The sequence below is a fragment of the Vibrio sp. MMG023 genome (assembly GCF_021654215.1).
Lineage (GTDB): Bacteria > Pseudomonadota > Gammaproteobacteria > Enterobacterales > Vibrionaceae > Vibrio > Vibrio jasicida.
This window is the reverse complement of sequence record NZ_JAKFZP010000001.1, coordinates 1,094,313-1,118,086: the sequence shown is the minus strand read 5'-3', so window position 1 is coordinate 1,118,086 and position 23,774 is coordinate 1,094,313. Positions and strand designations below refer to the sequence as shown.

General features: G+C 45.7%; 19 protein-coding genes. 7 read left to right on the top strand and 12 right to left on the bottom strand.

All coding sequences use genetic code 11. The features are described 5' to 3' along the window. Window positions 1-2 precede the first annotated feature (2 nt). Both L1076_RS04865 and L1076_RS04860 read left to right on the top strand, forming a co-directional pair. Window positions 3-872 carry a zinc ABC transporter substrate-binding protein gene (locus L1076_RS04865; protein ID WP_042606124.1) on the top strand — a complete coding sequence of 290 codons (870 nt, stop codon included), beginning with the start codon at window positions 3-5 and terminating at the stop codon, window positions 870-872. 216 nt (window positions 873-1,088) lie between these two features. Further along, complete coding sequence (locus L1076_RS04860) at window positions 1,089-2,084, top strand: porin (RefSeq protein ID WP_039976070.1); 996 nt, start codon at window positions 1,089-1,091, stop codon at window positions 2,082-2,084. A 179-nt stretch (window positions 2,085-2,263) separates the two neighbouring features. On the opposite strand, the gene L1076_RS04855 is transcribed toward L1076_RS04860, so the two are convergent. The 4 genes from L1076_RS04855 to speA all read right to left on the bottom strand — a co-directional run bounded on the left by L1076_RS04855 (window position 2,264) and on the right by speA (window position 9,009). Then, window positions 2,264-4,429: a S9 family peptidase gene (locus L1076_RS04855; RefSeq protein WP_237303257.1), complete on the bottom strand. Its 2,166-nt coding sequence runs from the start codon at window positions 4,427-4,429 to the stop codon at window positions 2,264-2,266. A 266-nt stretch (window positions 4,430-4,695) separates the two neighbouring features. Further along, the gene (emrD, locus tag L1076_RS04850) at window positions 4,696-5,901 is read right to left on the bottom strand and encodes a multidrug efflux MFS transporter EmrD (RefSeq protein WP_045409448.1); all 1,206 of its coding nucleotides are present in this window, start codon (window positions 5,899-5,901) and stop codon (window positions 4,696-4,698) included. Between the two features lie 263 nt (window positions 5,902-6,164). Next, on the bottom strand, window positions 6,165-7,085 hold the full coding sequence (speB, locus tag L1076_RS04845; protein ID WP_045409451.1) for an agmatinase: 921 nt from the start codon (window positions 7,083-7,085) through the stop codon (window positions 6,165-6,167). A gap of 1 nt (window position 7,086) precedes the next feature. Beyond that, a complete protein-coding gene (gene speA, locus L1076_RS04840; RefSeq protein WP_156148378.1) occupies window positions 7,087-9,009 on the bottom strand; it encodes an arginine decarboxylase in 1,923 nt (640 codons plus the stop codon). Window positions 9,010-9,333: 324 nt separating this feature from the next. On the opposite strand from speA, the gene L1076_RS04835 reads away from it, so the two are divergent. After that, complete coding sequence (locus L1076_RS04835) at window positions 9,334-10,083, top strand: MBL fold metallo-hydrolase (protein WP_045409576.1); 750 nt, start codon at window positions 9,334-9,336, stop codon at window positions 10,081-10,083. Window positions 10,084-10,142: 59 nt separating this feature from the next. On the opposite strand, the gene L1076_RS04830 is transcribed toward L1076_RS04835, so the two are convergent. The 3 genes from L1076_RS04830 to L1076_RS04820 form a co-directional block, all read right to left on the bottom strand. Next, on the bottom strand, window positions 10,143-10,571 hold the full coding sequence (locus L1076_RS04830; protein WP_005432588.1) for a RimK/LysX family protein: 429 nt from the start codon (window positions 10,569-10,571) through the stop codon (window positions 10,143-10,145). 61 nt (window positions 10,572-10,632) lie between these two features. Then, window positions 10,633-11,538: a 30S ribosomal protein S6--L-glutamate ligase gene (rimK, locus tag L1076_RS04825; RefSeq protein WP_005438260.1), complete on the bottom strand. Its 906-nt coding sequence runs from the start codon at window positions 11,536-11,538 to the stop codon at window positions 10,633-10,635. A gap of 323 nt (window positions 11,539-11,861) precedes the next feature. Beyond that, window positions 11,862-12,476: a TetR/AcrR family transcriptional regulator gene (locus tag L1076_RS04820; RefSeq protein WP_039976063.1), complete on the bottom strand. Its 615-nt coding sequence runs from the start codon at window positions 12,474-12,476 to the stop codon at window positions 11,862-11,864. Between the two features lie 155 nt (window positions 12,477-12,631). On the opposite strand from L1076_RS04820, the gene L1076_RS04815 reads away from it, so the two are divergent. Continuing rightward, a complete protein-coding gene (locus L1076_RS04815) occupies window positions 12,632-13,645 on the top strand; it encodes an MBL fold metallo-hydrolase (protein ID WP_237303279.1) in 1,014 nt (337 codons plus the stop codon). A 110-nt stretch (window positions 13,646-13,755) separates the two neighbouring features. Next, window positions 13,756-14,100, top strand: coding sequence for a DUF5329 family protein (locus L1076_RS04810; RefSeq protein WP_104037578.1), 345 nt, complete (start codon window positions 13,756-13,758; stop codon window positions 14,098-14,100). Here the strand turns inward: L1076_RS04810 and L1076_RS04805 are convergent. Continuing rightward, window positions 14,068-14,967, bottom strand: a complete 900-nt coding sequence (locus L1076_RS04805; RefSeq protein ID WP_104037577.1) for a LysR family transcriptional regulator — start codon at window positions 14,965-14,967, stop codon at window positions 14,068-14,070. The genes L1076_RS04810 and L1076_RS04805 overlap by 33 nt on opposite strands. Before the next feature lie 527 nt (window positions 14,968-15,494). Then, window positions 15,495-15,740: a hypothetical protein gene (locus tag L1076_RS04800; protein WP_186176261.1), complete on the bottom strand. Its 246-nt coding sequence runs from the start codon at window positions 15,738-15,740 to the stop codon at window positions 15,495-15,497. Between the two features lie 170 nt (window positions 15,741-15,910). On the opposite strand from L1076_RS04800, the gene L1076_RS04795 reads away from it, so the two are divergent. Then, window positions 15,911-16,777 (top strand): helix-turn-helix domain-containing protein, encoded by an 867-nt coding sequence (locus L1076_RS04795; RefSeq protein WP_038896564.1) that lies wholly within the window; start codon window positions 15,911-15,913, stop codon window positions 16,775-16,777. A gap of 691 nt (window positions 16,778-17,468) precedes the next feature. Here the strand turns inward: L1076_RS04795 and L1076_RS04790 are convergent. Next, on the bottom strand, window positions 17,469-17,807 hold the full coding sequence (locus tag L1076_RS04790) for a YggL family protein (protein WP_005438242.1): 339 nt from the start codon (window positions 17,805-17,807) through the stop codon (window positions 17,469-17,471). A gap of 219 nt (window positions 17,808-18,026) precedes the next feature. On the opposite strand from L1076_RS04790, the gene L1076_RS04785 reads away from it, so the two are divergent. Beyond that, window positions 18,027-20,063, top strand: coding sequence for a PhoX family phosphatase (locus tag L1076_RS04785; protein ID WP_237303256.1), 2,037 nt, complete (start codon window positions 18,027-18,029; stop codon window positions 20,061-20,063). A 106-nt stretch (window positions 20,064-20,169) separates the two neighbouring features. Here L1076_RS04785 and L1076_RS04780 read toward each other — a convergent pair whose 3' ends face one another. Beyond that, window positions 20,170-21,561, bottom strand: coding sequence for a family 1 glycosylhydrolase (locus L1076_RS04780; protein WP_237303255.1), 1,392 nt, complete (start codon window positions 21,559-21,561; stop codon window positions 20,170-20,172). Window positions 21,562-21,708: 147 nt separating this feature from the next. Then, the gene (locus L1076_RS04775; protein ID WP_237303254.1) at window positions 21,709-23,769 is read right to left on the bottom strand and encodes an ATP-binding protein; all 2,061 of its coding nucleotides are present in this window, start codon (window positions 23,767-23,769) and stop codon (window positions 21,709-21,711) included. Window positions 23,770-23,774 lie beyond the last annotated feature (5 nt).

Below are 23,774 nucleotides of genomic sequence, written 5' to 3'. Positions count from 1 at the left end.
ATATGAACACGAAAAAGATAATTATGGGATTGAGCTTGGCAATAGCGAGTACAGCAGCGCCGTTTGCTTTTGCCAAAGACATTGTTACGAGCACTCCTGTGACCTACATGTTGGCTCAGCAGTTGATGCAAGGTACGGATATCGAGACGACTTACTTGCCGCCTAAACGTTACGGGATTGAGCGTTTGGTGAATTGGTTTGCAAGTAAAGGACATGAACAAGCTACCGCTGCAGGAAAGAGCGCAACGGTAGCGATCACGCTAGGTGCTGTTTGGCATCAAGACCCTACTTTTGTGTATGCGCGCCAGGGAAATGTAAGCTTGATAGAGATTGATGCCTCTCAAGCGATTTCACCGAGAGCACAAGGTGTTGCGGCATTAACGTTGGATAATGGTGAGACGTCGAAATACGCTTGGATGAATCCGAGCAACTTGATTCGAATGGCGGCGATTGTCGGTGAAGATCTACAGAAGGTATACCCTCAACATCAAGCTCAAATTGAAAAGAACCAGCAAGCCTTGATGCTAGACGTGCGGGAGCTGATCAATCAACAACAAGAAGTAATTTTCGAAAAAGAGATCGATTCGGTGGTATTGTTGGGTGAATCGTTAGAAGATTTTGCATCAGGGAACCAACTGTTTGTGGTCGATCGCCAATTCAAACCAGAATTGGAATGGTCAGAGGCAGAGAAACTATCTTTAAAAGCTCAATTTGAGGAAGATGAAACTCTGTGGCTGATCACTGATAAACGCCCGTCAAAAACGTTAACTTCGTTAGTTTCACAGGATCGCATACTGCAAATTGATGTTATTGACCGATGGGGCAGTAAAGGTATCAAAACTGAGAAGCCACTCGCACGCTGGCAGTTGTAACACGCAAAACACCACACAAATTATGAAGGGAACTGAAAAGTTCCCTTTTTTTATGGGATCAAGATCAAAAATTAACCACAAATAATACCAGTTGCATAAGAAAGTATTTGTTTCATTTATATTTCATTACTACTTTGTTATCTGTTCGTTGCGATTGATGCTTTTTGCTTTTGTTGTCGGGGCGAACCAGTACAAACAACTATATGGATGTTAACAATGAAAATGAAAACTCTAGCCGTTGCAGTGGCGGCACTAGCAGGTGGTTCTCAGGTCTTCGCAGCAGAAGTTTACAACAGCGACGGCACATCTCTTTCTATCGGCGGCCACGTATCTGTGGGCGTTGGTGAGTACTTTGAAGAAGAAGTTAAAGTTCACCAAGTATCTCCTCGTATTAACATCGGCGGTAAAAAAGACATCGGTAACGGCGTAACTATCGATGCTAAAGGTGAATGGGCACTTAATTACCTTAATGGTGGCGACACTTCATTCAAAACACGTTTAGGTTACATTGGCGCGACACATGAGCAATACGGACGTGTAGTTGCAGGTACTCAATGGGCACCATACTACGACGTAGCTGGCGTTGCGGATTTACCAATCGCGTTTGCCAATGACTTCTTATACGACAACCAAGGCAACCTAGGTACTGCACGTGCGGACAAAATGCTTAGCTACCGCAAGGGCTTTGAATTTGGTGAAGGCTTTGGTCTGAACGTTGGTCTAGGCTGGCAGGGTGAACAAACTTCAAACGCCACAACTTATGAGCAACGTGGTCAAATCGCACTAAGTACTGAGCTTGCTGGTTTTGGTCTAGGCTACGTATACAGTGGTGGTGATGTTAAGAACGCGGCTCTTGGTACGAAGTCTGCTGAATCACACGTGTTCTCTGCTAACTACGGCAAGTACGGCTCTGGTATCTACGCAGCAGTTGTTTACGGTATGAACGATTACTTCTACTCGATGCTTGAAGAAACAACTCAGCTTGAAGGTCTATTGGCTTACGGTGTTAACGACTGGACATTCAGTATTAACTACGAAGGTGTAGAAAACGATAAAGATAGCAAAACAATCACTAGCGAAACGGCTCTACAAGCTGAGTATGCAGTGACGCCATCTTTCTACACGTTTGCTGCTTACCAGTTTGATCTAGGTAACGACTACAACAACGAAGAAAACGACTACTGGACTCTAGGTGCTCGTTACTACTTCTAATAAATAGGACAGTTTCTACTGCCTAAACACACTTATTGTGTTAACGCCTACTCGCTGTGAGTAGGCGTTTTTCTCTCTGTTTAGCTCTGCTGAGTTATGTTACCGAGTATCTAGATTGAAAATGCCCGCTTAAAAGCGGGCATTGTTTTCGGTGACTCATAGCGAATGACGACTAAAGCTTATTTGGTCTCCAACAGATCTAGGAAGAAAGCGTACTCAAGCGCGTCTTCTTTTAATCGTTTGAATCGACCAGAAGCGCCACCGTGGCCTGCTTCCATATCGGTTTTGAATAGCAAGACGTTATCATCAGTCTTCACTTCACGAAGTTTGGCGACCCACTTCATTGGCTCAAAGTACTGAACTTGTGAGTCATGCAACCCTGTTGTCACTAGCATGTTCGGGTAACTCTGAGCTTTCACATTGTCGTACGGTGAGTAGCTCAGCATGTAGTCGTAGTAGGTTTTATCATTCGGGTTACCCCATTCATCGTATTCGTTGGTCGTGAGAGGAATCGACTCATCCAACATGGTCGTCACTACGTCAACAAACGGAACGTGCGCGCCAATACCACGGTAGAGCTCTGGTGCTTGGTTGATAATAGCGCCCATCAATAGGCCACCCGCAGAGCCACCAACAGCAAACACTTTATCTTTGGCACCGTAGCCTTCTTCAACCAGTCCTTTGGTTACGTCGATGAAGTCATTGAAGGTGTTTTGTTTAGTCAGCTTTTTGCCATTTTCATACCAAGGACGACCAAGCATTTCTGAACCACGAATGTGAGCGATTGCGTATACAAATCCGCGATCAAGTAAGCTCAGGCGGGTTGAGCGGAATGTTGGCTCGATGGTGGAACCGTATGAGCCGTAACCGTACTGGTAGATTGGGTTAGTGCCGTCTTTCTTGAATAGGTCTTTGCGGTAAACCAATGAGACTGGCACTTGCTTACCATCACGAGCAGTAACCATGATGCGCTCTGATTGATAGTTATCAGCATCAAAATCACCAAGTACTGGAGTTTGCTTCATGATTTCAGACTCACCTGTATTTAGGTCGAAATCGTAGTAAGTCCCCGGTGTCGTCAGGCTGCTGTAATAGATGCGAACTTTTGAATTGTCTAGTTCGAGGTTGCCCGTTAGGTAAGCAGAAAAAGCCGTATCATTAAACTCGAGTGGAAACTCTTTACCTGTTGATAATTGACGAACCTTCACGGTCGACAAGCCATTCGTGCGCTGCTCATAAACAAGGTGATCGTCAAACAAGTCGAAATCGACTAGCTGAGAATTGTCGTTAGCGGGAATGACATCGACCCATTTAGAGCGGTCATGCATCTCTTCAGCTTTCACTTTCATTAAACGGAAGTTTACGGCTTGATAGTTGGTGTAGATGTAGTACCAATCACCCAATTTAGCGATGCTGTACTCAATGCCGGTCTCTCTAGGGTAGAAAGCTTCGGCTTTGGCGTTGGGGTTGTTAGCATCAATTACAGACACGCCGCTTGTCTCTGTGCTTGAGTGCCAAATGTAAACTTGCTCACCGTCTTTACTCTTACTTAAGAAGGTGTAGTAAGCGCTGTCGGTTTCTTCGTAGATCAGCTCATCGCTTGTTTGATGTGTGCCCAATACATGGCGGTAAACTTGATAACCTAACAGTGTTTGAGGGTCTTTCTTGATGTAGTAGAAAGCTTGGTTATCGTTTTGCCATGCAATCGCACTTGAAGCACCTTCAATTTCATCTTTTAGATATTCACCCGTCGTGAGGTCTTTGATCTTTATGGTGTAAATACGGCGACTCAGCGTATCTTCGCCATAAGCCAACAAGTTTTCATTTGGGCTGATCGTTAAGCCGCCAATACTGAAAAACTCATGTTCTTTCGCTAACTCATTAACATCTAAGATGACTTGCTTATCTTTACCTGCAAAGTCTTTTGAACGTAGATGAACTTCGTATTCATTGTCACCTGTGACTTCGTTCGAATAGTAATAACTGCTTTTACGAACCGGAACGGAATTGTCATCTTTCGCTATGCGACCTTTGATCTCTTCAAAAAGCTGTTCTTGCAGTGCTTCGGTGTGTTTTAAAACGGTTTCAGCGTACAGGTTCTCTTGCTCAAGGTGTTGCAAGATTTCTGGATCTTGGCGCTCGTCATCTCGCATCCAGTAGTAATCATCGATTCGGGTATCACCATGAATCGTCATTGCATGAGGGACTTTTTTAGCAACGGGAGCTCGGGTTTGTTGAGCGACGAGTTGCGATTGGGAGTAATGGTTCATGGTTGGTAATCCTTGATTGCTGCATCCGGCGACTAGCGCGACCGATACGGCCAACGTGGTTAAAGTGAAACGCATCTGTGTATCCTTATTGTGTACTCTTCTCGTGTTGTTTCGCCATTCATTTATCTTGCGAGTAAAAGTACGTTTGTGTTCTTCCAGTGAATATCTTTATATCGAATGGCAAACGAATAATTTCTGTATAAGCAACTGTTCTTTTTAGCAAAGATTGGATGGGATGTTAAATGCAATTGCTGGTGGATGAGAGCTGAAGGGTAAGATATGTGCAACAAAAAAGGGACACACTTTTCAGCATGTCCCTTTTGGGGGATGAGCGTCAGATTTTAGATCGCCAATGGCATTTCGTTTGAGTGGTCGTGCTTGCGATTAACCCAACGCAGACCAAGCATGGCGATGATCGACATTGCCATCATCAAGCAACCTAGCGGCATTTGGTCTTGTGCCGGGAAGAACGAAGCCAACAGCGTCGCGATACCCGCACCTAGGTTTTGCATGCCACCCAAAATCGCACCGCCAGTGCCCGCATGGTATGGGAACGGTGAAAGTGCGCCTGTTGTTGCCGCGGGGAACAAAATGCCCGCACCCAAGAAGTAAATGGTTGCACCGCCAATTAGAGTCAACGCCGTTGTGAGACCAAACAGACCCGGAATCAATACCACTGCTGAGCCAACTAAGATAGCCACTAGACCAACGTTTAGAGCACGACGCTCAGAGCGACGTTGTGCGATGTAGCTCGATAAGCCAGCACCGACTAAGTAACCTGGAATCGGCAAGACAAACAACAAGCTTACTGTGGTTGCTGGTAAACCAAGTACGCCGCCCAGTAGTACACCGGCTGCTGCTTCAAATACTGCAACGCCCGCGAAAGTTGCCACCAACACCAATAAGAAGCCTTGGAAGCGTTTGTCTGAAAGCACGAACTTGTAGCTCTTTGCCACAGACTCATGTTTGCGGCGCTCTTTCGGCAAGGTTTCCATCATGCTTGTCATCATGGTAATGACCACCGCGATACCAAATAGTGCGAGGAATAAGTAGCTAGAGCGCCAACCGAAAGCTTCAGTTAGGTAACCGCCCAGTACAGGGGCCATCAATGGTGAGAAAATCACACACATGCTGATCAAGCTGTTTGCACGGTGTAGCTCTGCGCCTTCAAAACAGTCACGAGTCAGAGTTCGAGACATAGCTCCACCACAGCCGATACCCAAACCTTGGATGAAGCTACCCGCTAGAAACCATTCGTACTCATGAGCAAATAGCGCCACCAAAGTACCAAGAATGTAGATGATCAAGCCAGCAACGATAATTGGTTTACGACCGAGGCGATCAGAAAGCGGACCATAGATGAATTGCGATAGACCGTAAGGGATCAGGTAACACGCCATCACGGCTTGAAGTGAAGACGCTGATACCAAGAACTCACCCGCCATATGACCGATAGAAGGCACGTACATCGTTTGAGTCATTTGACCTACGGCAGTCAGAATTGCGATTAAAAAGGTAAGTTTCGCTAATGGAAACGAGGCGGACATTTGCGTATCTCTCCAGAAATTTAAGACGTAAAAAGCCTTAGCGCTCCATATAGGAGAGCCAAATAAACAAAGTGATTAGGGAATCTAGGCGCGAGATATTAGAGCTTGAGTGCTGACTTAGCAATCAAAAAGTGTGAAGTTGAGCAAGATAAAAATCTATGATTTGGATTAGAAAATCTAATCTATTTTTTGTTGGGTATTGAAAACGAAAAAGGGAGCTGAAGCTCCCCTTGAAATTCTGTGCTCATTGAGAACAGCTTTCGTTATTCACGACCTGAAGCGTAGGCGTAAAGCAACTCAAGTGCGATAGTTGCGCCAGCCAATGCCGTTACATCGCTGTGGTCGTAAGGAGGGGAGACTTCCACTACGTCCATACCTACGATGTTCATGCCAGCGAAACCACGAATGATCTTCAGAATTTTATCTGAGTTCAGACCGCCACAAACTGGTGTGCCTGTACCCGGTGCAAACGCCGGATCCAGACAGTCGATGTCAAAAGTGACATACACAGGCTTATCCGCAACCGTGCGACGAACCTCTGCCAGAATCTCTTCTACCGACATGTCGTTCGCTTGCATTGCGTTGATCACATTGAAGCCGTGATCTTGTTGGTCATATTCAGTACGAATACCAATTTGAACTGAGTTCTTCGCAGAAATCAGACCTTCTTTTGGTGCATGGTAGAACATAGTACCGTGGTCGTAAGAACTGCCGTTTGCGTACGTGTCAGTGTGCGCATCGAAGTGGATCAGTGCCATTTGACCATGGTGTTTTGCGTAAGCACGTAGGATTGGTAGCGTGATGAAGTGGTCACCACCCAAACCTAGCATTGTCTTGCCGCTCTTTAGAATCTCACTTGTTGCCGCTTCTAGGCGGTAAGTGAAATCTTCAGCATCACCACAATCGAACACAAGGTCACCTGCGTCGATCACTTTCAATTTATCAAATACGTTGAAGTCCCAAGGGAACTTCTTGCCTTCCCAAGCAAGGTTTACTGACGCACGACGGATCGCATCTGGACCCATACGCGCACCAGGACGACCAGAAGTCGCCATGTCCAGAGGAACCCCTAGCACTACAACGTCTGCGTCAGCCGATACTGGATTTTTGATGTACGGTCGACGTAGAAACGACATAGAGTTGGAGTAAAGCGAATAATCGGTTTTAGTAAACAAATCATTCATATCAGAAGTCCTCTAAATAGGTGTAGCCTGCCAAACCTTGTTCTAGTTCAGCTAGGATTTGTTCTTGTTCACTGGCTTCAACACGTGCTGAAACCAATTGTTTGTAATTGTCACGAATCGCATCTACGTCGATGTGAACGTAGCGCATCATGTCTTCTACGCTATCACCTTCGTTGATGTAGCTGATCTCAAACTGACCTTCTTCATCAACGTTGACTACTGCACTGTGGGTATCTCCAAATAGGTTGTGCATGTCGCCAAGGATTTCTTGGTATGCGCCTACTAGGAAGAAGCCCATTAGGTACGGTTTGTCTTTGCTCCATGCTGGTACTGGTAGCGTGCTCTCAATGCCTTGGCCATCAACGTAGTGGTCAATTACGCCATCGGAGTCACAAGTGATGTCCAACATCACCGCACGACGCTCTTCTACATCACCGAGACCAGAAAGCGGCAGAACAGGGAAGACCTGATCAATACCCCATGCATCTGGCAGGGATTGGAAAAGAGAGAAGTTCACGAAGAACTTGTCTGCAAGACGTTCGCTCAACTCATCCAAAATAGGACGGTGGAAACGGTTCTTAGTACTCATTTGACGACTTAGCTCGAAGTAAATGCGCAGCGACAGTTGCTCTGCCCACGCACGTTGTTCAAGGTTTAGTACGCCAGTCGCGAATTGTGAGTGAACCTCTACCAAATCGCTTTGGGTATCGTTGTAAATTTCAATTAATGCACGCGCATCCGTACCATCTTGCAGGTTCTCCCAGTTTCGCCACATGTTTTGTAGCAAGAATGGAGCGTCTGCAGCTGGCTCGAACACTTCTTCCGGTTGGTATGTTTCAGTACCAATGACGTTAGAGATAAGTACAGCGTGGTGTGCAGTTAAAGAGCGCCCCGATTCAGAGATAATCACTGGCATCGGTTGTTCGTACTGCTGACACACATCACCGACGGTATTTACGATGTTGCGCGCATATTCTGCAAGGCCGTAGTTCATCGAGTTCGAAGATTGGCTACGTGTGCCGTCGTAGTCTACTGCTAAACCGCCGCCAACATCGAAGTAATCAATGTTTGCACCCATGGCACGTAATTCACAATAGAAACGTGCTGATTCGTTTACACCATTACGCACGTCACGGATGTTCGCCATCTGTGAGCCAAGGTGGAAGTGAACCAATTGCATGGTGTCCAGTTTGTCTTCGCGTTTTAGACGCTCAATCACGCTCAATACTTGAGACGCAGATAGGCCGAACTTCGATTTCTCACCGCCGCTTGCTTGCCATTTACCCGCACCTTGAGAGGCAAGGCGGATACGCAAGCCAAGACGTGGTGTTACGCCCAAGCTTTTTGCTTCTTCAAGTACTAGATCAAGCTCAGATAGCTTCTCTAGTACGATAAATACTTTGTGACCTAGCTTTTCACCGATCAGTGCTAGACGCACGTATTCACGGTCTTTGTAGCCATTACACACGATCACGGAGCTGCCTTGTTGAGCCAGTGCAAGAACTGCCAATAGCTCTGGCTTACTGCCTGCTTCAAGACCCAGCTGTTTATTTTCTAGCTGTGCTTGGCTTGCTAAGATCTCATCAACCACTTCACGCTGTTGGTTTACTTTAATTGGGTACACCAGCAGGTATTTGTTTGGATATTGGTATTCTTCAATTGCTTGGTTGAAAGCTTGGCAAATGCCATGCACGCGTTGGTGTACGATTTGTGGGAAGCGCACTAACACAGGCAGATTTAACTGCTTAGCTTCTAGTTCATTTACAATCGCACTGAAAGGGATTTGGTGTGCACGGTCACTACGAGGAGATACGTATACCTCGCCTTGGTCATCAATTCCGTAGAAGCCTTGGCTCCAGTAGTGAACGTTGTAGTCCGCGCGGATGCGGTCTAATTTAGTTGCTTTTTCCAACTCGATTCTCACAAAAATGTATTTAAGCCCTCATTGGAAATAGAGGAGAAAATACAAAAAAGCAAATCATGAGGCGCTAACCTCATACCCTGACACGAACTCCGTGTGCGCGCATTAACGGATAAAACCCAACCAGAGTCTAATGATTAAAATTTGTGATTTCGATTAACAACTGTTGTTGATGGTTGGTGTAAACATTTATTTAACAGACTGTCCATTCTGCTGTTATAGTTGGTCTGACCAGTAAGGATTTGGTCGACTAAAAATAAGAACAAAGACTCAACAAAACAAGGACATGTTTTGCAGCTGCACAGAATTCAGGGATACATCCAAACCATGTATCTTGCCGAGTATCCAGACAAATTGATGCTGCTTGATGGCGCAAGTCGAGCGGATATTCCTCACCTCAAAGATTTTATCGAGCACCAGCTCAATCGCCCGTTCACAGACCTAACACTAGTTGTCGTTACCCACATGCACCCAGACCACGCTGGTGCGGCGCACAAGCTAAGAGATTTGACGGGCTGCAAGCTAGTGGCAGCAAAACGAGACACACATTGGTATGGCGGCTTTGATGGTTGGCTAATGCATCTTACGGATTTGATTTTGGCACGTTGGATGGCGAACCGAATGCGCAAACCCAAGCGCAACTTATGGTATTCGCGAAAACTAAAGCCAGATATTGAGCTGGTGGATGGAGAGGTGATTCCCGGTTTTGCTGATTGGCAGATATTGGAAACACCGGGGCATACCGACAGGGATTTATCGGTTTATCACGCCGAACAGAGTGTGTTGTACGTAGCGGATTTAATGGTACAGGTAAAAAGCCATTTGATAGCGCCATTTCCTATCTTTCATCCCAACCAATATCGCAGTTCGTTAAAACGCGTTTTTGAGATGAAACCAAGCTGTTTATTGGCGGCACATGGGGGAGAGGTTGAGTTTGATGAAGACGCGTATCAACACATCATCAATACCGCACCGGTTAGACCCATTACGCATTGGCGAGTAACGAAGATAAAACTGAAAGGATTAATGCGTTCTGTTCTGAAAAGGAAGAACGATAGACAGGAGAAGGGCAGCTAGAAAATCAGAGAAGAGCCAGATGAGCGACCACGGAGTTCGCTCATCTGAAGCTACGGGGATTATGGAGCCAATAAGTGAGATTGGCTCGGGTCTACCAGAACTTTGTCTGCCATACCCTGACGACCTAACAACATCATGTAAGTCATCTTTTCACGGTTAGTTAGCGTGATGTCGATTGGCCACTCTTGGTCGCCCATGCGCAGCATCGTTGTGATCACGCAGCGGTGTTCGAAAGTACCGTTTGATGATTTCACTTTGCGGTTCGCCTTCAGTGGAGCTTTACAGCGAACGACTTGCTCTAAGTGGTAAACATCTGGGTGTAGATCGAACTCTACGTATGACTGACCGTCTTGTTCAGTGCACTCTAGGTTATCTACGTGCAGAGAAGAAGTCTGTGCGCCTGTATCAATACGCGCTTCAAGGTGAGTAATCCCTAACTCAGGTAAGCAAATTGCTTCGGCGTTCCCAATGATCATTTTCTGATTCATAGTGTCATCCTAGCGATGAGTCAAAAGAGAGCCCTTTATCAGGCTCTCACTCAAACAATTATCAGCCTTTACCGCGAGTACGGTTAGCGTTTGGTTTTGCGTTCTTCTCGATGAAGTCGAAGATCATGCCAGCAACGTCTTTTTCAGTTGCTGATTCGATACCTTCAAGGCCTGGAGAAGAGTTCACTTCCATTACCACAGGGCCATTCTTCGATTGAAGAATATCAACACCACATAGGTTTAGACCCATCACTTTCGCTGCGTTGATTGCGGTTGCGCGCTCTTCTTTGCTTAGTTTAACAAGCTGAGCAGAACCACCACGGTGAAGGTTAGAGCGGAACTCGCCTTCTTTTGCTTGGCGTTTCATTGCTGCGATAACTTTGTTACCTACTACGAAACAACGGATGTCTGCGCCGTTTGCTTCTTCAATGAACTCTTGCACCATGATGTTTGCTTTAAGGCCCATGAATGCTTCGATCACGCTTTCTGCTGCTTTCGTAGTCTCAGCAAGAACAACACCGATACCTTGAGTACCTTCAAGTAGCTTGATAACCAATGGTGCGCCGCCAACGTTTTTGATCACGTCCTGAATGTTATCAGGGTGGTGAGCAAAACCTGTGCGAGGTAGACCAATGCCTTTGCGTGATAGCAGCTGCATAGAGCGAAGCTTGTCACGAGAGCGGCTGATTGCTACTGACTCGTTCACACAGAATGTGCCCATCATTTCAAACTGACGTACAACCGCTGTACCGTAGAAAGTGATAGATGCACCGATGCGTGGAATAACCGCGTCGTACTTTGGCAATTCTTCACCCATGTAACGGATCTTAGGGTTGTTACTCGTAATATCCATATAACAGTGCAGAGTATCGATAACATCAACTTGATGTCCGCGCTCTTCACCCGCCTGCTTTAGGCGCATGGTTGAATATAGATTCTCATTACGAGAAAGAATAGCAATACGCATGGCAATTCCTTAGTAAGTCAGTACCAAATTAAAAATGTAAGTATAGAGTATAGTGAGTGGGTGTAATTGATGTGACAGAATCCACTCTCTTCAGCGACTTAGAATTGTGGTTGGACAACCACGTCGTCAGAGGTGCGAACCTTAGGGCGTTTTCTCAGTAGATGAAAACGAAAAAATATCGTCGATACGACAAAAATAATTTATCGAACTCTCACGCCTTGCTGTATGCGACTGTCAAGGGAATGAAAAAGAAAAATGAGTCAAAATTACATCAATTTACTATGGCATAAATCACAAAAAAGCGGCCATTCAGCCGCTTTTTGTTATTGAACTAAGTAATGACTTAAGAAGAGTTCAGCCGTTTGGGTGGCTAAACCCCTAGATTCTTCCAAGTTTAGCGAAGCTCGCATCCCCATCAATTGTGGCCAGAATGCGCTGCCTTTAATTAAGTTGTGCAATTGAATGCTTGCCACGTCCACATCATCAACCTTCAATGTGTTTTTTTCTGATTGCTGCGTGAGCCAACGGTACAAGGCCGTTTCTTGCTTCGACATGTGTTCCGCTTGTTCTTTGAGATCTTCCGGCTTAAACAAGAAATGTCCGAAAGCCACTTTCGCCAGTTCAATATAATCAGGTGCGGTTACCACGATAATTTCGCTGTACAACAATTCGACCAGTTGATCTTTTAGCGGGAGTGTTGGTAACCGTTCAATGTCGCTATCCATCATTGAAGAACGCCATAGTTCGGTTAGTAACTCTGTCACGATCGCTTCTTTAGAAGGGAAGTGGTTGTAGACCGTGCGTTTAGAGACTTGCGCGATAGCAGAGAGCTTATCCATGCTGGTGTTTTGCACCCCAAACTCTTGGAACGCTTGCTTTGCTGCGCACAGGATGGCTTCTCTTTTGGTCTCACTGCGACCTTTTCTTTTTACATTCATAAACTTGCCGAGTTAAGAAGATCATTTCTGGATCTATTTTATACTAAGTAGTTTACTTTTGATAATTAGAATGTAAACTGCACCGTGTAGTTTACTTTTGTTCGGGTTAACTTTTTATGAAAAAAACTTTGCTAGCCACAGTAGGAGCGTTCGCGATGGGTACATCAATGATTTCTTGTTCTAATGTTGATACTGAAAAAGCGCCAACATACCCGGACAAATTTGCAAACACAGAGTTGGAATACAAAAGCAGCTTGGGTGACATGTTCGGCATCATGAAAGCCTACTTTACGACTGAGCGCCTCACTCCAACGCCAACAATTGAAATTCCGGTTCATGCAATGACTGCGAATCAACTGTTAGAAGAGCAAGATGACGTTATCTACCGTTTAGGTCATTCAAGCGTGTTAATGAAGCTCGATGGCAAACTGGTCATGACTGACCCTGTATTCAGTGATCGCGCGTCTCCTGTGCAATGGGCAGGGCCAAAACGTTTTCACCAAACACCAATCACGCTAGAAGATTTACCAAGCATCGATGTGGTGGTGATCAGCCATGACCATTACGATCACCTAGATAAAGCTTCTATTAAAGTGCTAGGCGACAAAGTGGGTACTTTCTTGGTGCCGTTAAAAGTCGGTCAGTTGCTAGTCAACTGGGGCGTGCCTAAGGAGAAAGTGATCGAGCTAGATTGGTGGGAGTCACATTCTGTCGACGGTATTGAATATACACTGACTCCGACTCAGCATTTCTCTGGTCGAGGTTTGACAGACCGTGATACGACACTGTGGGGCAGTTGGGTTATTAATGCACAGCAACACAAAGTGTTCTTCAGTGGTGACTCAGGTTACTTCAATGGCTTTAAAGAGATTGGTGAAAAGTACGGTCCGTTTGATTTCACTATGATCGAAACCGGCGCATACAATGAACTTTGGTCAGACATTCACATGTTCCCAGAGCAAAGCGTTCAAGCACACATTGATGTGCAGGGTAAAGTGATGATGCCAATTCACAACAGTACGTTTGATCTGTCGATGCATGATTGGAATGAGCCGATGCAACGCGCGTTAGACATTAGTGAAGAGCGCGGTGTAACGTTAGTTAGCCCTGAGATTGGTCAACGCTTGGCGATTGCGGAGCCTCAGCCTGCTAAGGTATGGTGGCAATAATGGCTGAGCTAAACAGCCAAACACCAGAATAGTTAAGTCACTTATTAGTAGTTATTTGGTACTAGTTACTTGCTATTAGTTACGTGGTCAGGGATAAGGATAAAGATGCGATGATAGCAAAGTGGACGCTGTTACTTACATTAAGCATTCTGCCTACCTTTGCACTAGCAGGGGTAGAGCAAGATATCTCGACGTTGATAAAGCGAGTTGAGCAATCCTCTTGCACCTTTATCCGTAACGGCAAGGCGTACACTAATCAAGAAGCGGCAGAACACATGCGCAATAAATGGGATTACGCCAAAGATGACGTTGATTCTGTAGAAGTGTTTATAAAAGAGGTCGCATCAAAGAGCTGGTTATCTGGCAAACCCTATTGGGTGGATTGCCAAGATAAACGCATTACCAGCGAAGAGTGGCTAACATCATTGATGAGCCTCACCAATCACATCCAATAATACTTCTTTGATGGTCTGGTATCGCAGCGGCAGAGTGCGGCTGCGTTTTCTCACCAAAAACAAATCTTCGTATACCGGTTGTTTTAACTCAGCCACATACAACTCTTCTCTTAGTGGAAAGCTCTCCACTGCACTGTAGGGCAAAACGGTAAAACCCAGTCCTTTGCTAACGGGCAATAGAATCTGACTGAGTTGGTTAACGTAGCCTGATAATGGCATGTCACTGACCTTGATCTCTTTGAGTAAAGGTTCTGCACATTGGTCGAAAAACAACGTCATATAATGTTCAGCATCAGGGTGACCAATCACGCCGCAACTTCGAAGCAGTTCAGGCGTTAACGTTTTTCCATGATAGGACTTTGGTAAGATCAGACACAGCGCTTCTCTGCCAATTTGTTCACTTTGGAAAACACTCTTGTTGGGAGAGTAAGTCACGATGCCCATATCAATACGGCCGTCAGCAACTCCATTTAGAATCGACTGGTTTGGTGCCGCTTCCAAGTGAATCGACAATCCGCGATGCTGGGTTTGTTTTTCAAGCAGTGGATCAAACAGCATCAAGGCAAGTGCTCCGGAACAAGCCAGCTTGCAATGACCTGCAAAGGGGTCATCGAAGCTCAGATCTTCCAGTAAGTTTTTCTCTTTCTCTTCCAACTCTAACGCGTAGGCATACACCATTCGGCCTTGCTCTGTCAGTTCAAAGCTTTTGTTCTCGCGCTTAATCAATGGGTGCTGACAAGCTTGCTCTAGCTTTTTGATGTGCTGACTGACACCGGGCTGGGTCATATAGAGCTTTTCTGCTGTCTGAGTAAAGTGGCCGACTTCGACAAGAGTTTTGAATGTGTGTAACCAAACTGGATTAAGCATAGGACGTTGTTTGCTCAGCGTTTATTAAAGAAAGCGTTTCGAGAGAAAGTGTAGAAATAATAGCATGATGCGTGGAATAACGCAGAGGAGGATGGTAAATGACAGGCAAAATAAAACCCCGCCTGGTTTCCCAGACGGGGCTTATTCTTTTTCGCAGCAATCCGGCTACTAATAGGTGCTCCCTGCATCTATCCTTGATTGTGGCTAAGTCCTTTAACCGAGTTCCTTGTTCATCGCCTTCCTAGCGGTGTCCATTCTTGCCTATCATCCTGACGGGCGAACTCTATCCTAGAGCTTAACTACATCCTTGCTGACAACTCATCCTAAGCTATCAAATCTTCATCCTGAAGATACCCAATCCTTTAGGCTTTTTTCCTGTTCCCGCCAACATCCTGTCGACACACTTAGTATTGTTGTTTTGCTGATTACTCTCAATCAGCTAGGTAAAAAAACTTTGGCAGCGAATATTGCTTAAAAAAGGATAATTATTAATTTTCAGTTAGTTAGGTTTGTTTTTCGATTTGTTCTTAGTCAAAAATGGTCGTTTTGCTTACATCGCTTGTGAGAGATCTCGCACAAGGTGACGAGCGAATGTACGAATCGGCGTCTTTTTCGTCTTGTTTAAGAGTTTGCTCAAGATCACAACTCGACTTGTAGCCATAAGATTTGGCGATGGCTTTAGATGAAATTCCCATTTCCTTTATCGCAAACGCAGCCCACTCATCACGAGTTTTTTGCATGATCTGGCGCAGCTTGGTTTTAAAGTTACTCATAAAAAAAGCTCCTTAGTTAGCTTGTCTTCACAAGAGAAGAATAAGGAGCGTGATGAGGCTTAGTTGATAGTATGCCGCTCAATATCAATACTATTGAGGCGTGATGAAGAATATGTCCGTAATACTGATATTATTTGCGCGTGAAACAATACTATCTTGTGGGGTATCAAATGGCGCACATCGAAAAAGTACCGCAAAGGCCTGGTTTTTCTTGGCGCTACCGTCGTATTGATGAACCAGCGAAAGAATACGATTTCCATTTTCACGATGACGTTTTTGAGTTGGTCATCCACCGCCACTTTACGGGGACTTTGCACATTGGACACCACGAGCTAGAGGTGACTCACAACCAGATGCTGTTAATTGCGCCGGGTGTGCCTCACTCTATTCACTCCACGTCGGTAGAAAGCAACTGTGAGACTCATGTGATTTGGTTTAAGCGTGAGTGGATCGCGAACCTAATGTTCTATTGTACTGAGTTACGCAAACTGGACCCGTTATTGAAAGCTGCAAATAAAGGAGTGGTGTTCTCTGAGCGAACGGCACAGCAAGTCGTGGATCTTCTGCAAGAGTTGATGAAAGTGCCCGCGATGGAACAATTGTCGAGATTCATTCATATCCTATCTTTGGTTGCCCATGACGAAGCGGCAAAAACCTTGATGACGCATTCTTATCTTTCGATGAGTGAACACGAGCAACAAGAAAGAGAGCGCGTCGCAAGTGTGAACGCGTATCTTGAGCAGCATTTTGCCAACAAGGTGACATTGGCTGATTTAGCCAACTACTTGTCGTTGAGCGAAAGTGCGGTCACACGATTGTTTCAAAAGCACTTTAAAGAGCCGTTTAGCCAACGTTTGATGAAGCTAAGAATCAACCATGCCGCTGATTTGTTGCAATCGACGGAGTTACCAATAGGAATTGTGTTTGAACGAGTAGGCTATCGCAATCAAGCTTTGTTTAATCGCCACTTTAAAACCTACAAAGGGCTAACTCCGCGAGATTACCGACAACATTACCAGCAGCGAATCCAACCTTAGTTTGAGCATGTGCGTACTTTTGTTGTGTACTAAACTGGAATTTATGTGAAACTGGTATATTATTTGCTAGGTTATCTAAGAATCGTTATTAAGATTCGATGACAGGTTAAATAGGGAACTTGATTGCCATATTTCTGTCATAAGTGATGAGTAAGTTGACCGTATCAACAAGATAAAAGCAGTTTTACTGGTCAAAAAATGACTGCAACGCTTCTACTTTTATCATTATGTTGTGAAATTAGTCACGGTTAATTGATTCGTTCCTCGATAGATTGAAGAGGAATACAACCTTAGACAATAAGCTCAAGATGAGCGTTACCTATATAGATGAGGGAGATTGCTATGAAAAAGATGAGAAGAGCTCAGCTACACCGTGTTCGTATCCAATACTGGAAAGACACAAAGACTGAGACTGCTAAAAAAGCATAGTAAACCATACTCAATGGCACTGAGCTGGCAATGGACGGATAACCTTCCATAAAATGCCAGCTCTAAAATTATCTAGCGCATCCATACTTTCCAAGACTCCAGCTTTCCTAAACTAAGCTTCCCAAAAAAAAACCAAACGTTCCACTCTTTCTAGATTCAACATTTCAGCACAAAACCATAGCCTTAAATGCAAAAAAGCCAGTCCGAAGACCAGCTTTCTCATTACTTGCTCAACTCTATTTATTACAGAGTGATTCCGTAATTACAGGTAGTTTGCGTCAACCAGTTCGCCAGCTTTTGCGCTGCTTACTTCTGGGCGAGCTTGTAGCCAAGCTAGAACTTGTGCTTTTTGTTCTTCAGTTGCGCTTTCGTAACGCTCTGTTGAACATAGGAAGCCTTCAAACAGCTCTAGACCACCGCCACCGAAGCAAAGGTTTAGGCCATCAATGTAGTCGATAAACTCATCAACGAATGCATCGTAACGGTCAAAGTCGTTGATGTCAGTCTCACAGCTGATCTCAAAACCTAGGATTGCGAATTCGCCTAGGAACAGCTTCTTGCGAAGACGACGATTTTTGTTATCGATTTTATCTAGTTTCATGATTATTTCTCGTAGATGATTTGAGTAAACCTTATACCTCCAAATCTAGCTCAGCCCAAGCAAAATCGAAAGTACGTAGAATAGAGGGGTGATTTATAACATTTTCTAAACACAAAGTTCATAAAGATAGACTGGTTCTGTCACTTTTCTCTTCCAAACTTCCCCTCGCTCAATGATTTACAAACCTATAATTCAACCTAACACTGGGAAAGCAACACCATGAGTAAGGAAACCTTCGACGCGACGCGTTACAACCAGAGTAATAACAAGCCTTTTGAAGAAGTACTGGAAGCGAGCCTATCTCGACGCAGTATCCTGAAAGGTGGCCTAGGTATCAGTGCGATGACCGCTTTTGGCGCATTTGGTCTATCAGGGTGCAACTCTTCTAGTTCAGGCACTTCTGCTGGTGGCGGCTCTGGCGTTTCAAGTGCAGTCCTGAATTTTGATTCGATTCCAGGCTCACTAACGGATGCAGTATCGATTCCGCAAGGTTACGTCGCACAAGTATTGGTGCCATGGGGTACGCCTCTAAACGCACAAGGTAATGCATGGAAAGACGACGGCAGCAATACAAGCACCGATCAAATCAATGCACTTGGTATGCACCACGACGGCATGCACTTTTTCTCGCTAAACGATAGCGACACGGACGGCTTGTTGTGTATCAACCACGAGTACATTGATACTTCAGCACTGCACCCAAGTGGCCCAAAAGTTGTGGGCGGTGTGCGTACTATCGTTGATGAAGTTCGTAAGGAAATTAATGCACACGGCGTGTCTGTGGTTCGCATACAGCTCGAAGACAATATGTGGAAGTTAGTCGATACCGATCCACTAAACCGACGCTACACTGGTGCAACGGTTATGGATCTTTCTGGCCCTGTCGCGAATACAGAATTGACCGTAACTCGCTTCTCGCAAGATGGCAGCCAAGCACGTGGCACACTGAACAACTGTGGTAATGGTTTCTCGCCTTGGGGCACGTACCTAACGTGTGAAGAGAACTGGCCGGGTTACTTCGTCAACGCAGGTGTTCGCACTGAAGAGCAAGATCGTATTGGTGTTGATGACACAAGCACTCGTTACCTATGGGAAACGTTAGCGGGTAATGCCGAAGAGCGTTTGGACGAATTCACGCGATTCAATGTAGAACCAACAGGCGCAAGCGCATTGGACGATTACCGTAACGAGGCGAACGGCCATGGTTACATTGTTGAAATTGACCCTTACACGCAAAACTCACGTGCGAAGAAGCGTACTGCACTAGGCCGCTTTCGTCATGAAGGCTGTACATTCGGCAAGCTTGAAGAAGGCAAACCAGTGGTATTCTACTCTGGTCACGACTCTCGCTTTGAGTACCTATACAAATTTGAATCTGCGGCAGCGTGGGATCCTGCGGATGCTAACCCTGATAACCGCTTGGCGATGGGTGACAAGTACATGGATGAAGGCACACTGTATGTGGCGCGCTTCAACGAGGACAGCTCTGGTACTTGGTTACCACTGACACTAGATAGCACGACAGTTTCTGGTGGCACACTTGCCGACAGCTTCAATTCTCTAGCTGAAATTATCCTGAATACGGCTGGTGCAGCTGACCTTGTTGGTGCGACGCCAATGGATCGCCCAGAGTGGTGTACCGTTGACCCATTCACAGGCTCGGTTTACCTGACGCTAACGAATAACACTAAGCGTACAGAGGAAACTAACCCTGCAAACCCACGTTTGAACAACAAGTTTGGTCACGTAATCCGTTGGGATGAAGGCGAAGCAGCAACAGACTTCACGTGGGATATCTTTGTGTTTGGTTCTCCAGCAAACGGTGATGCGGACACTAACCGTTCGAGCTTGACCGAGCTTAACCAGTTTGCGAGCCCAGACGGCTTAGCGTTTGACCCTCGCGGCATTCTGTGGATTCAAACGGACAACGGTGCAGATGAAGTGACGTCTTACACCAATGACCAAATGCTTGCGGTTGTACCTTCTAAACTGACGGATGAAAACGGTACGCAAGAGGTGATTGGTGCAGAAAACCAAGCTGAGCTGAAGCGTTTCTTTGTTGGCCCTAACGGCTGTGAAGTGACGGGCTTTACCATCAGCCCAGATTACAAATCGTTGTTTGTGAACATCCAGCACCCGGGTAACTGGCCTTACAGCGACAATGCAGCAGAAGAAACACCTGCGGGGATGACACTGCGTCCACGTGCGGCAACGGTGGTTATTCGCCGTGAAGACGGTGGTGAAATTGGTGTTTAACCAATAGGTCATACGACTGAAAATCGGGAGTAAGAAAAGCCCTGCGTTTGCAGGGCTTTGTTTTTTCTATCTAAATACACATGCACTTTATATCTAGACAAGTAACTTAGTTTTTGAGCGAGCCGCCCGCAGTGCGAATCACATCTTGATACCAGAAGAAGCTCTTCTTACGTTTACGTTCTAACGTACCTTGACCATCGTTGTGGCGATCAACGTAGATGTAACCGTAACGTTTGCTCATTTCAGCGGTTGAGTTCGCGACCAAATCGATTGGTCCCCAACTGGTGAAGCCCATCAGCTCAACGCCATCCAAAATTGCTTCATGTGCTTGTACAAGATGGTCGTTCAAGTAAGCGATGCGGTAATCATCTTGAATCTCACCGTTTTCGTCGATTTCATCACGCGCACCTAGCCCGTTTTCTACGACGAACAGTGGCTTTTGGTAGCGATCGTGAAGGAAGTTCAGCAGAACGCGAAGACCTTTTGGATCGATCAGCCAGCCCCATTGGCTCTTCTCAAGATATGGGTTTGGTACGCTATCGACAATGTTACCCACTTCTTTCTGTTTCGGATCCGCGCTCGCACAGCCACTTGCGTAGTAGCTGAATGAGATGAAATCGACACTTGCCGATGCGATCTCTTCTAAGTCGTCTGCTTCCATCTGAATTTCAATGCCATTTTCACGGAAGTAACGCTTCATGTAGCCAGGGTACTGACCACGTGTTTGTACATCACCGAAGAACAACCACTTGTTGTTTTCATGCATTGCAGCCAGCACGTCATCAGGGTTACAGGTGTATGGGTAGTTGATGGCGCCAAGCAGCATGTTACCAATCTTGCCGTTTGGTACGATTTGCTGACACAGTTTTACCGCTTTTGCGTTGGCGACTAGTTGGTGGTGAATCGCTTGATAAATCTCTTGTTCACTGGCGTCTTCTTGCAAACCAACACCAGTAAATGGTGCGTGCAGTGACATGTTGATTTCGTTGAACGTTAACCACAGCTTCACTTTGTCTTTGTAGCGTTCCAGCACAGTGCGAGCATAACGTTCGAAGAATTCGATGACGCGACGATCGCCCCAACCGCCGTAGTTCTCGACCAGTGCGTAAGGCATTTCGTAGTGAGATAAGGTCACGAAAGGTTGGATGTCGTGCTCGGCAAGTTCGTCAAAAATTTTATCGTAGAACGCCAAACCTTCTTCGTTAGGTTCTAGCTCGTCACCGTTCGGGAAGATGCGGCTCCATGCCAAAGATAGGCGCAGACAGTTAAAGCCCATCTCTTTGAATAGCGCAATGTCTTCTGGGTAGCGATTGTAGAAGTCGATCGCCACGTCTTTGATACCCGGCGTACGCTCTTCACGAGTTTGATGCGGACTCAAAATACCGTTTGGCAGCATGTCTGATGTCGATAACCCTTTACCCCCAAGGTTGTACGACCCTTCTACTTGGTTTGCAGCAATGGCACCGCCCCAAAGAAAATGTTCAGGAAACTTAATCATGTTTCTCACTCTTTATCGTTCGGAAGTTATTCGTTTTATTTGCTTGAGAATAGTGTAGGTCAAGGAGGGATTCTTGTATCGAGATCGTGTTTTTCTCAAACAGCGGGGATGCCTAGTTCTAATGATGATTTTGTAATCAATATCAACCTAGGCTGATTTGAACAATAAAGTAAAAGTCAGCCCATTTTGTTCATTCTTATGCACGCTAATTTGTCCGTTCATATCACGCATATTGTTGGCCGTAATCGCTAAACCCAGCCCCAATCCTTCCCCAATTTTCTTTGAGGTTTGGAATGGCTCGAACATGGATTCAAGCATCTCATCTGACACGCCGCAGCCATTATCACTGACGGCTAACTCAACTTGCATTTTAGTTTGATTGACGATGAGGTTGAGCTGTGGATTTTCTGTCTCTTTCATTGCATCCAAAGCATTGGAGACCAAATTGCCAAGGACTTGAAGCAGCCTTTGTTCTTCACCCAGAATATGGGGCAAATCATGGGGAATACGAATTCGCACATCAATATCGGCTAATTGAGTTTGATACACTCGCAGGGTTTCTTCTAAAGCAGCCGTAAGGGAGAGAGGTTGGAGTCGCTCTGGTTTGTTGTAGGCGAACGTCTTCAATTGGCTCGTCATGCTCGCCATACGATCAATCAGTTTTTGCACCAGCACATTGTTGGCTTTCATCATCTCGGTTTCGCCACGTTCTGCTAACAGTTCGTTTGTTGTGAGCAGGGTGCGTAAGCCCGTCAGTGGCTGATTAAGTTCATGAGTAATCGCGCTCGACATGCGACCCAAGGCGGCCATTTTGCTTGATTCAATCAACTGGCTTTGTGCTTCTTTTAGCGCTTGAGTTCGCTCTTCTACCCGCAACGCCAGTTCTTGGTTGATTTGTTGCAGCGATTGCTCGGCTTTTTTTCGTTTGCTGATGTCGATGATCGTAGCAAGGAAATACTGCTCGCCATGCCAAGGGAAACTGGTCAGTGAGAACAAGACAGGGAAGACGCTTCCGTCACTGCGTCTGGCAATGGTTTCGACCGTGCTGATCTCTGCGAGCTCTTTATGTTTAGGTAAATCCTTGAGCAACTTAAGTGTGGTGGAATTGGGATTGCCTGCATCGAATAACTCCCAAGCAAAAGCGTGTCGATTGACGCTTTCTGGTAAACAGAATAAACGCTTCGCCATTGGGTTGAGATCGAACAGTTGCCCTTGTTCATCAATCAATAGCAAACCAACGTGGGTCTTATTGATCATCTGTTTCAAGCGGCGTTGGGACTCTTCCAGCAGAGCTTGAATTCGTTGTTGGTTGATGTGCTTTTGGCGACGTTGTAGACCAATGATGACGAGTAATACAACCAATAAGAGCAGCGCAGCTACGCTCCAACCAATCACATTGATGGTTTGTTGAATCGGCTTAGAAGGGGTGAGGTAGCTTACGTACCAATTCAAATCATCCAATTTAACGGTGTGCGCAAAATAACGCTGTTGGTTGAGCGTCCACACACTGATGTTGGTGTTGTCGTATAAGCGCTGCGTTTCCAACTGAACGGTGTTGCTCGGTTCGTTAAACCAGTCTGCGTTATAGAGCGAGCTGCTTGATAGGAAAAAGCGCTGCTGACGATTCTGCAACGTAATGATGTCTTGGCTGGTAATGGTCTGTTCGGTCAGCAAGCTTAGGTTAATTTGCACCACCACAATGCCCGCGATATCTAAACCGTCGTAAATAGGGGCTGCCAGATAATACAACGGGCTTGAACCTTTGGTTTTGTTCACCAAGGAAACACCACCGGCTTGATTGTGAATTTGTTCCACAATCGCTTTTCGGTCAGACAGGCTAAAGCGCTCTTCGATTAAGCTCGAGACCAATACTTCGCCAGAGTTAGACAGGATTAGCCAACCTTCCGTATTGGCAGCTTTATCGAGTTGAGTCAGTTGGGTTTGCAACGGTTCGTAATATGTCAGATTCCCTTTCACAAACGCGATGGTTTCAGGGTTATTGGTGACGAGGTAAGGCAGGTGGTAGAAGCGTTTAAGTGCGCGACGAACTTCACCGATATAGTCGAGTAGCTTTTGCTGAGCTTCAGTTTGAGTTTGTACACTCAACCACTGACGGGCAACCTCTCTGCTAGCGCTATAGCAAGACAACATCAGCACTGCCGCAATTGCGACCACAAGCCATGTTTTGCCATTCCTTTTGCGCTGCATACTGA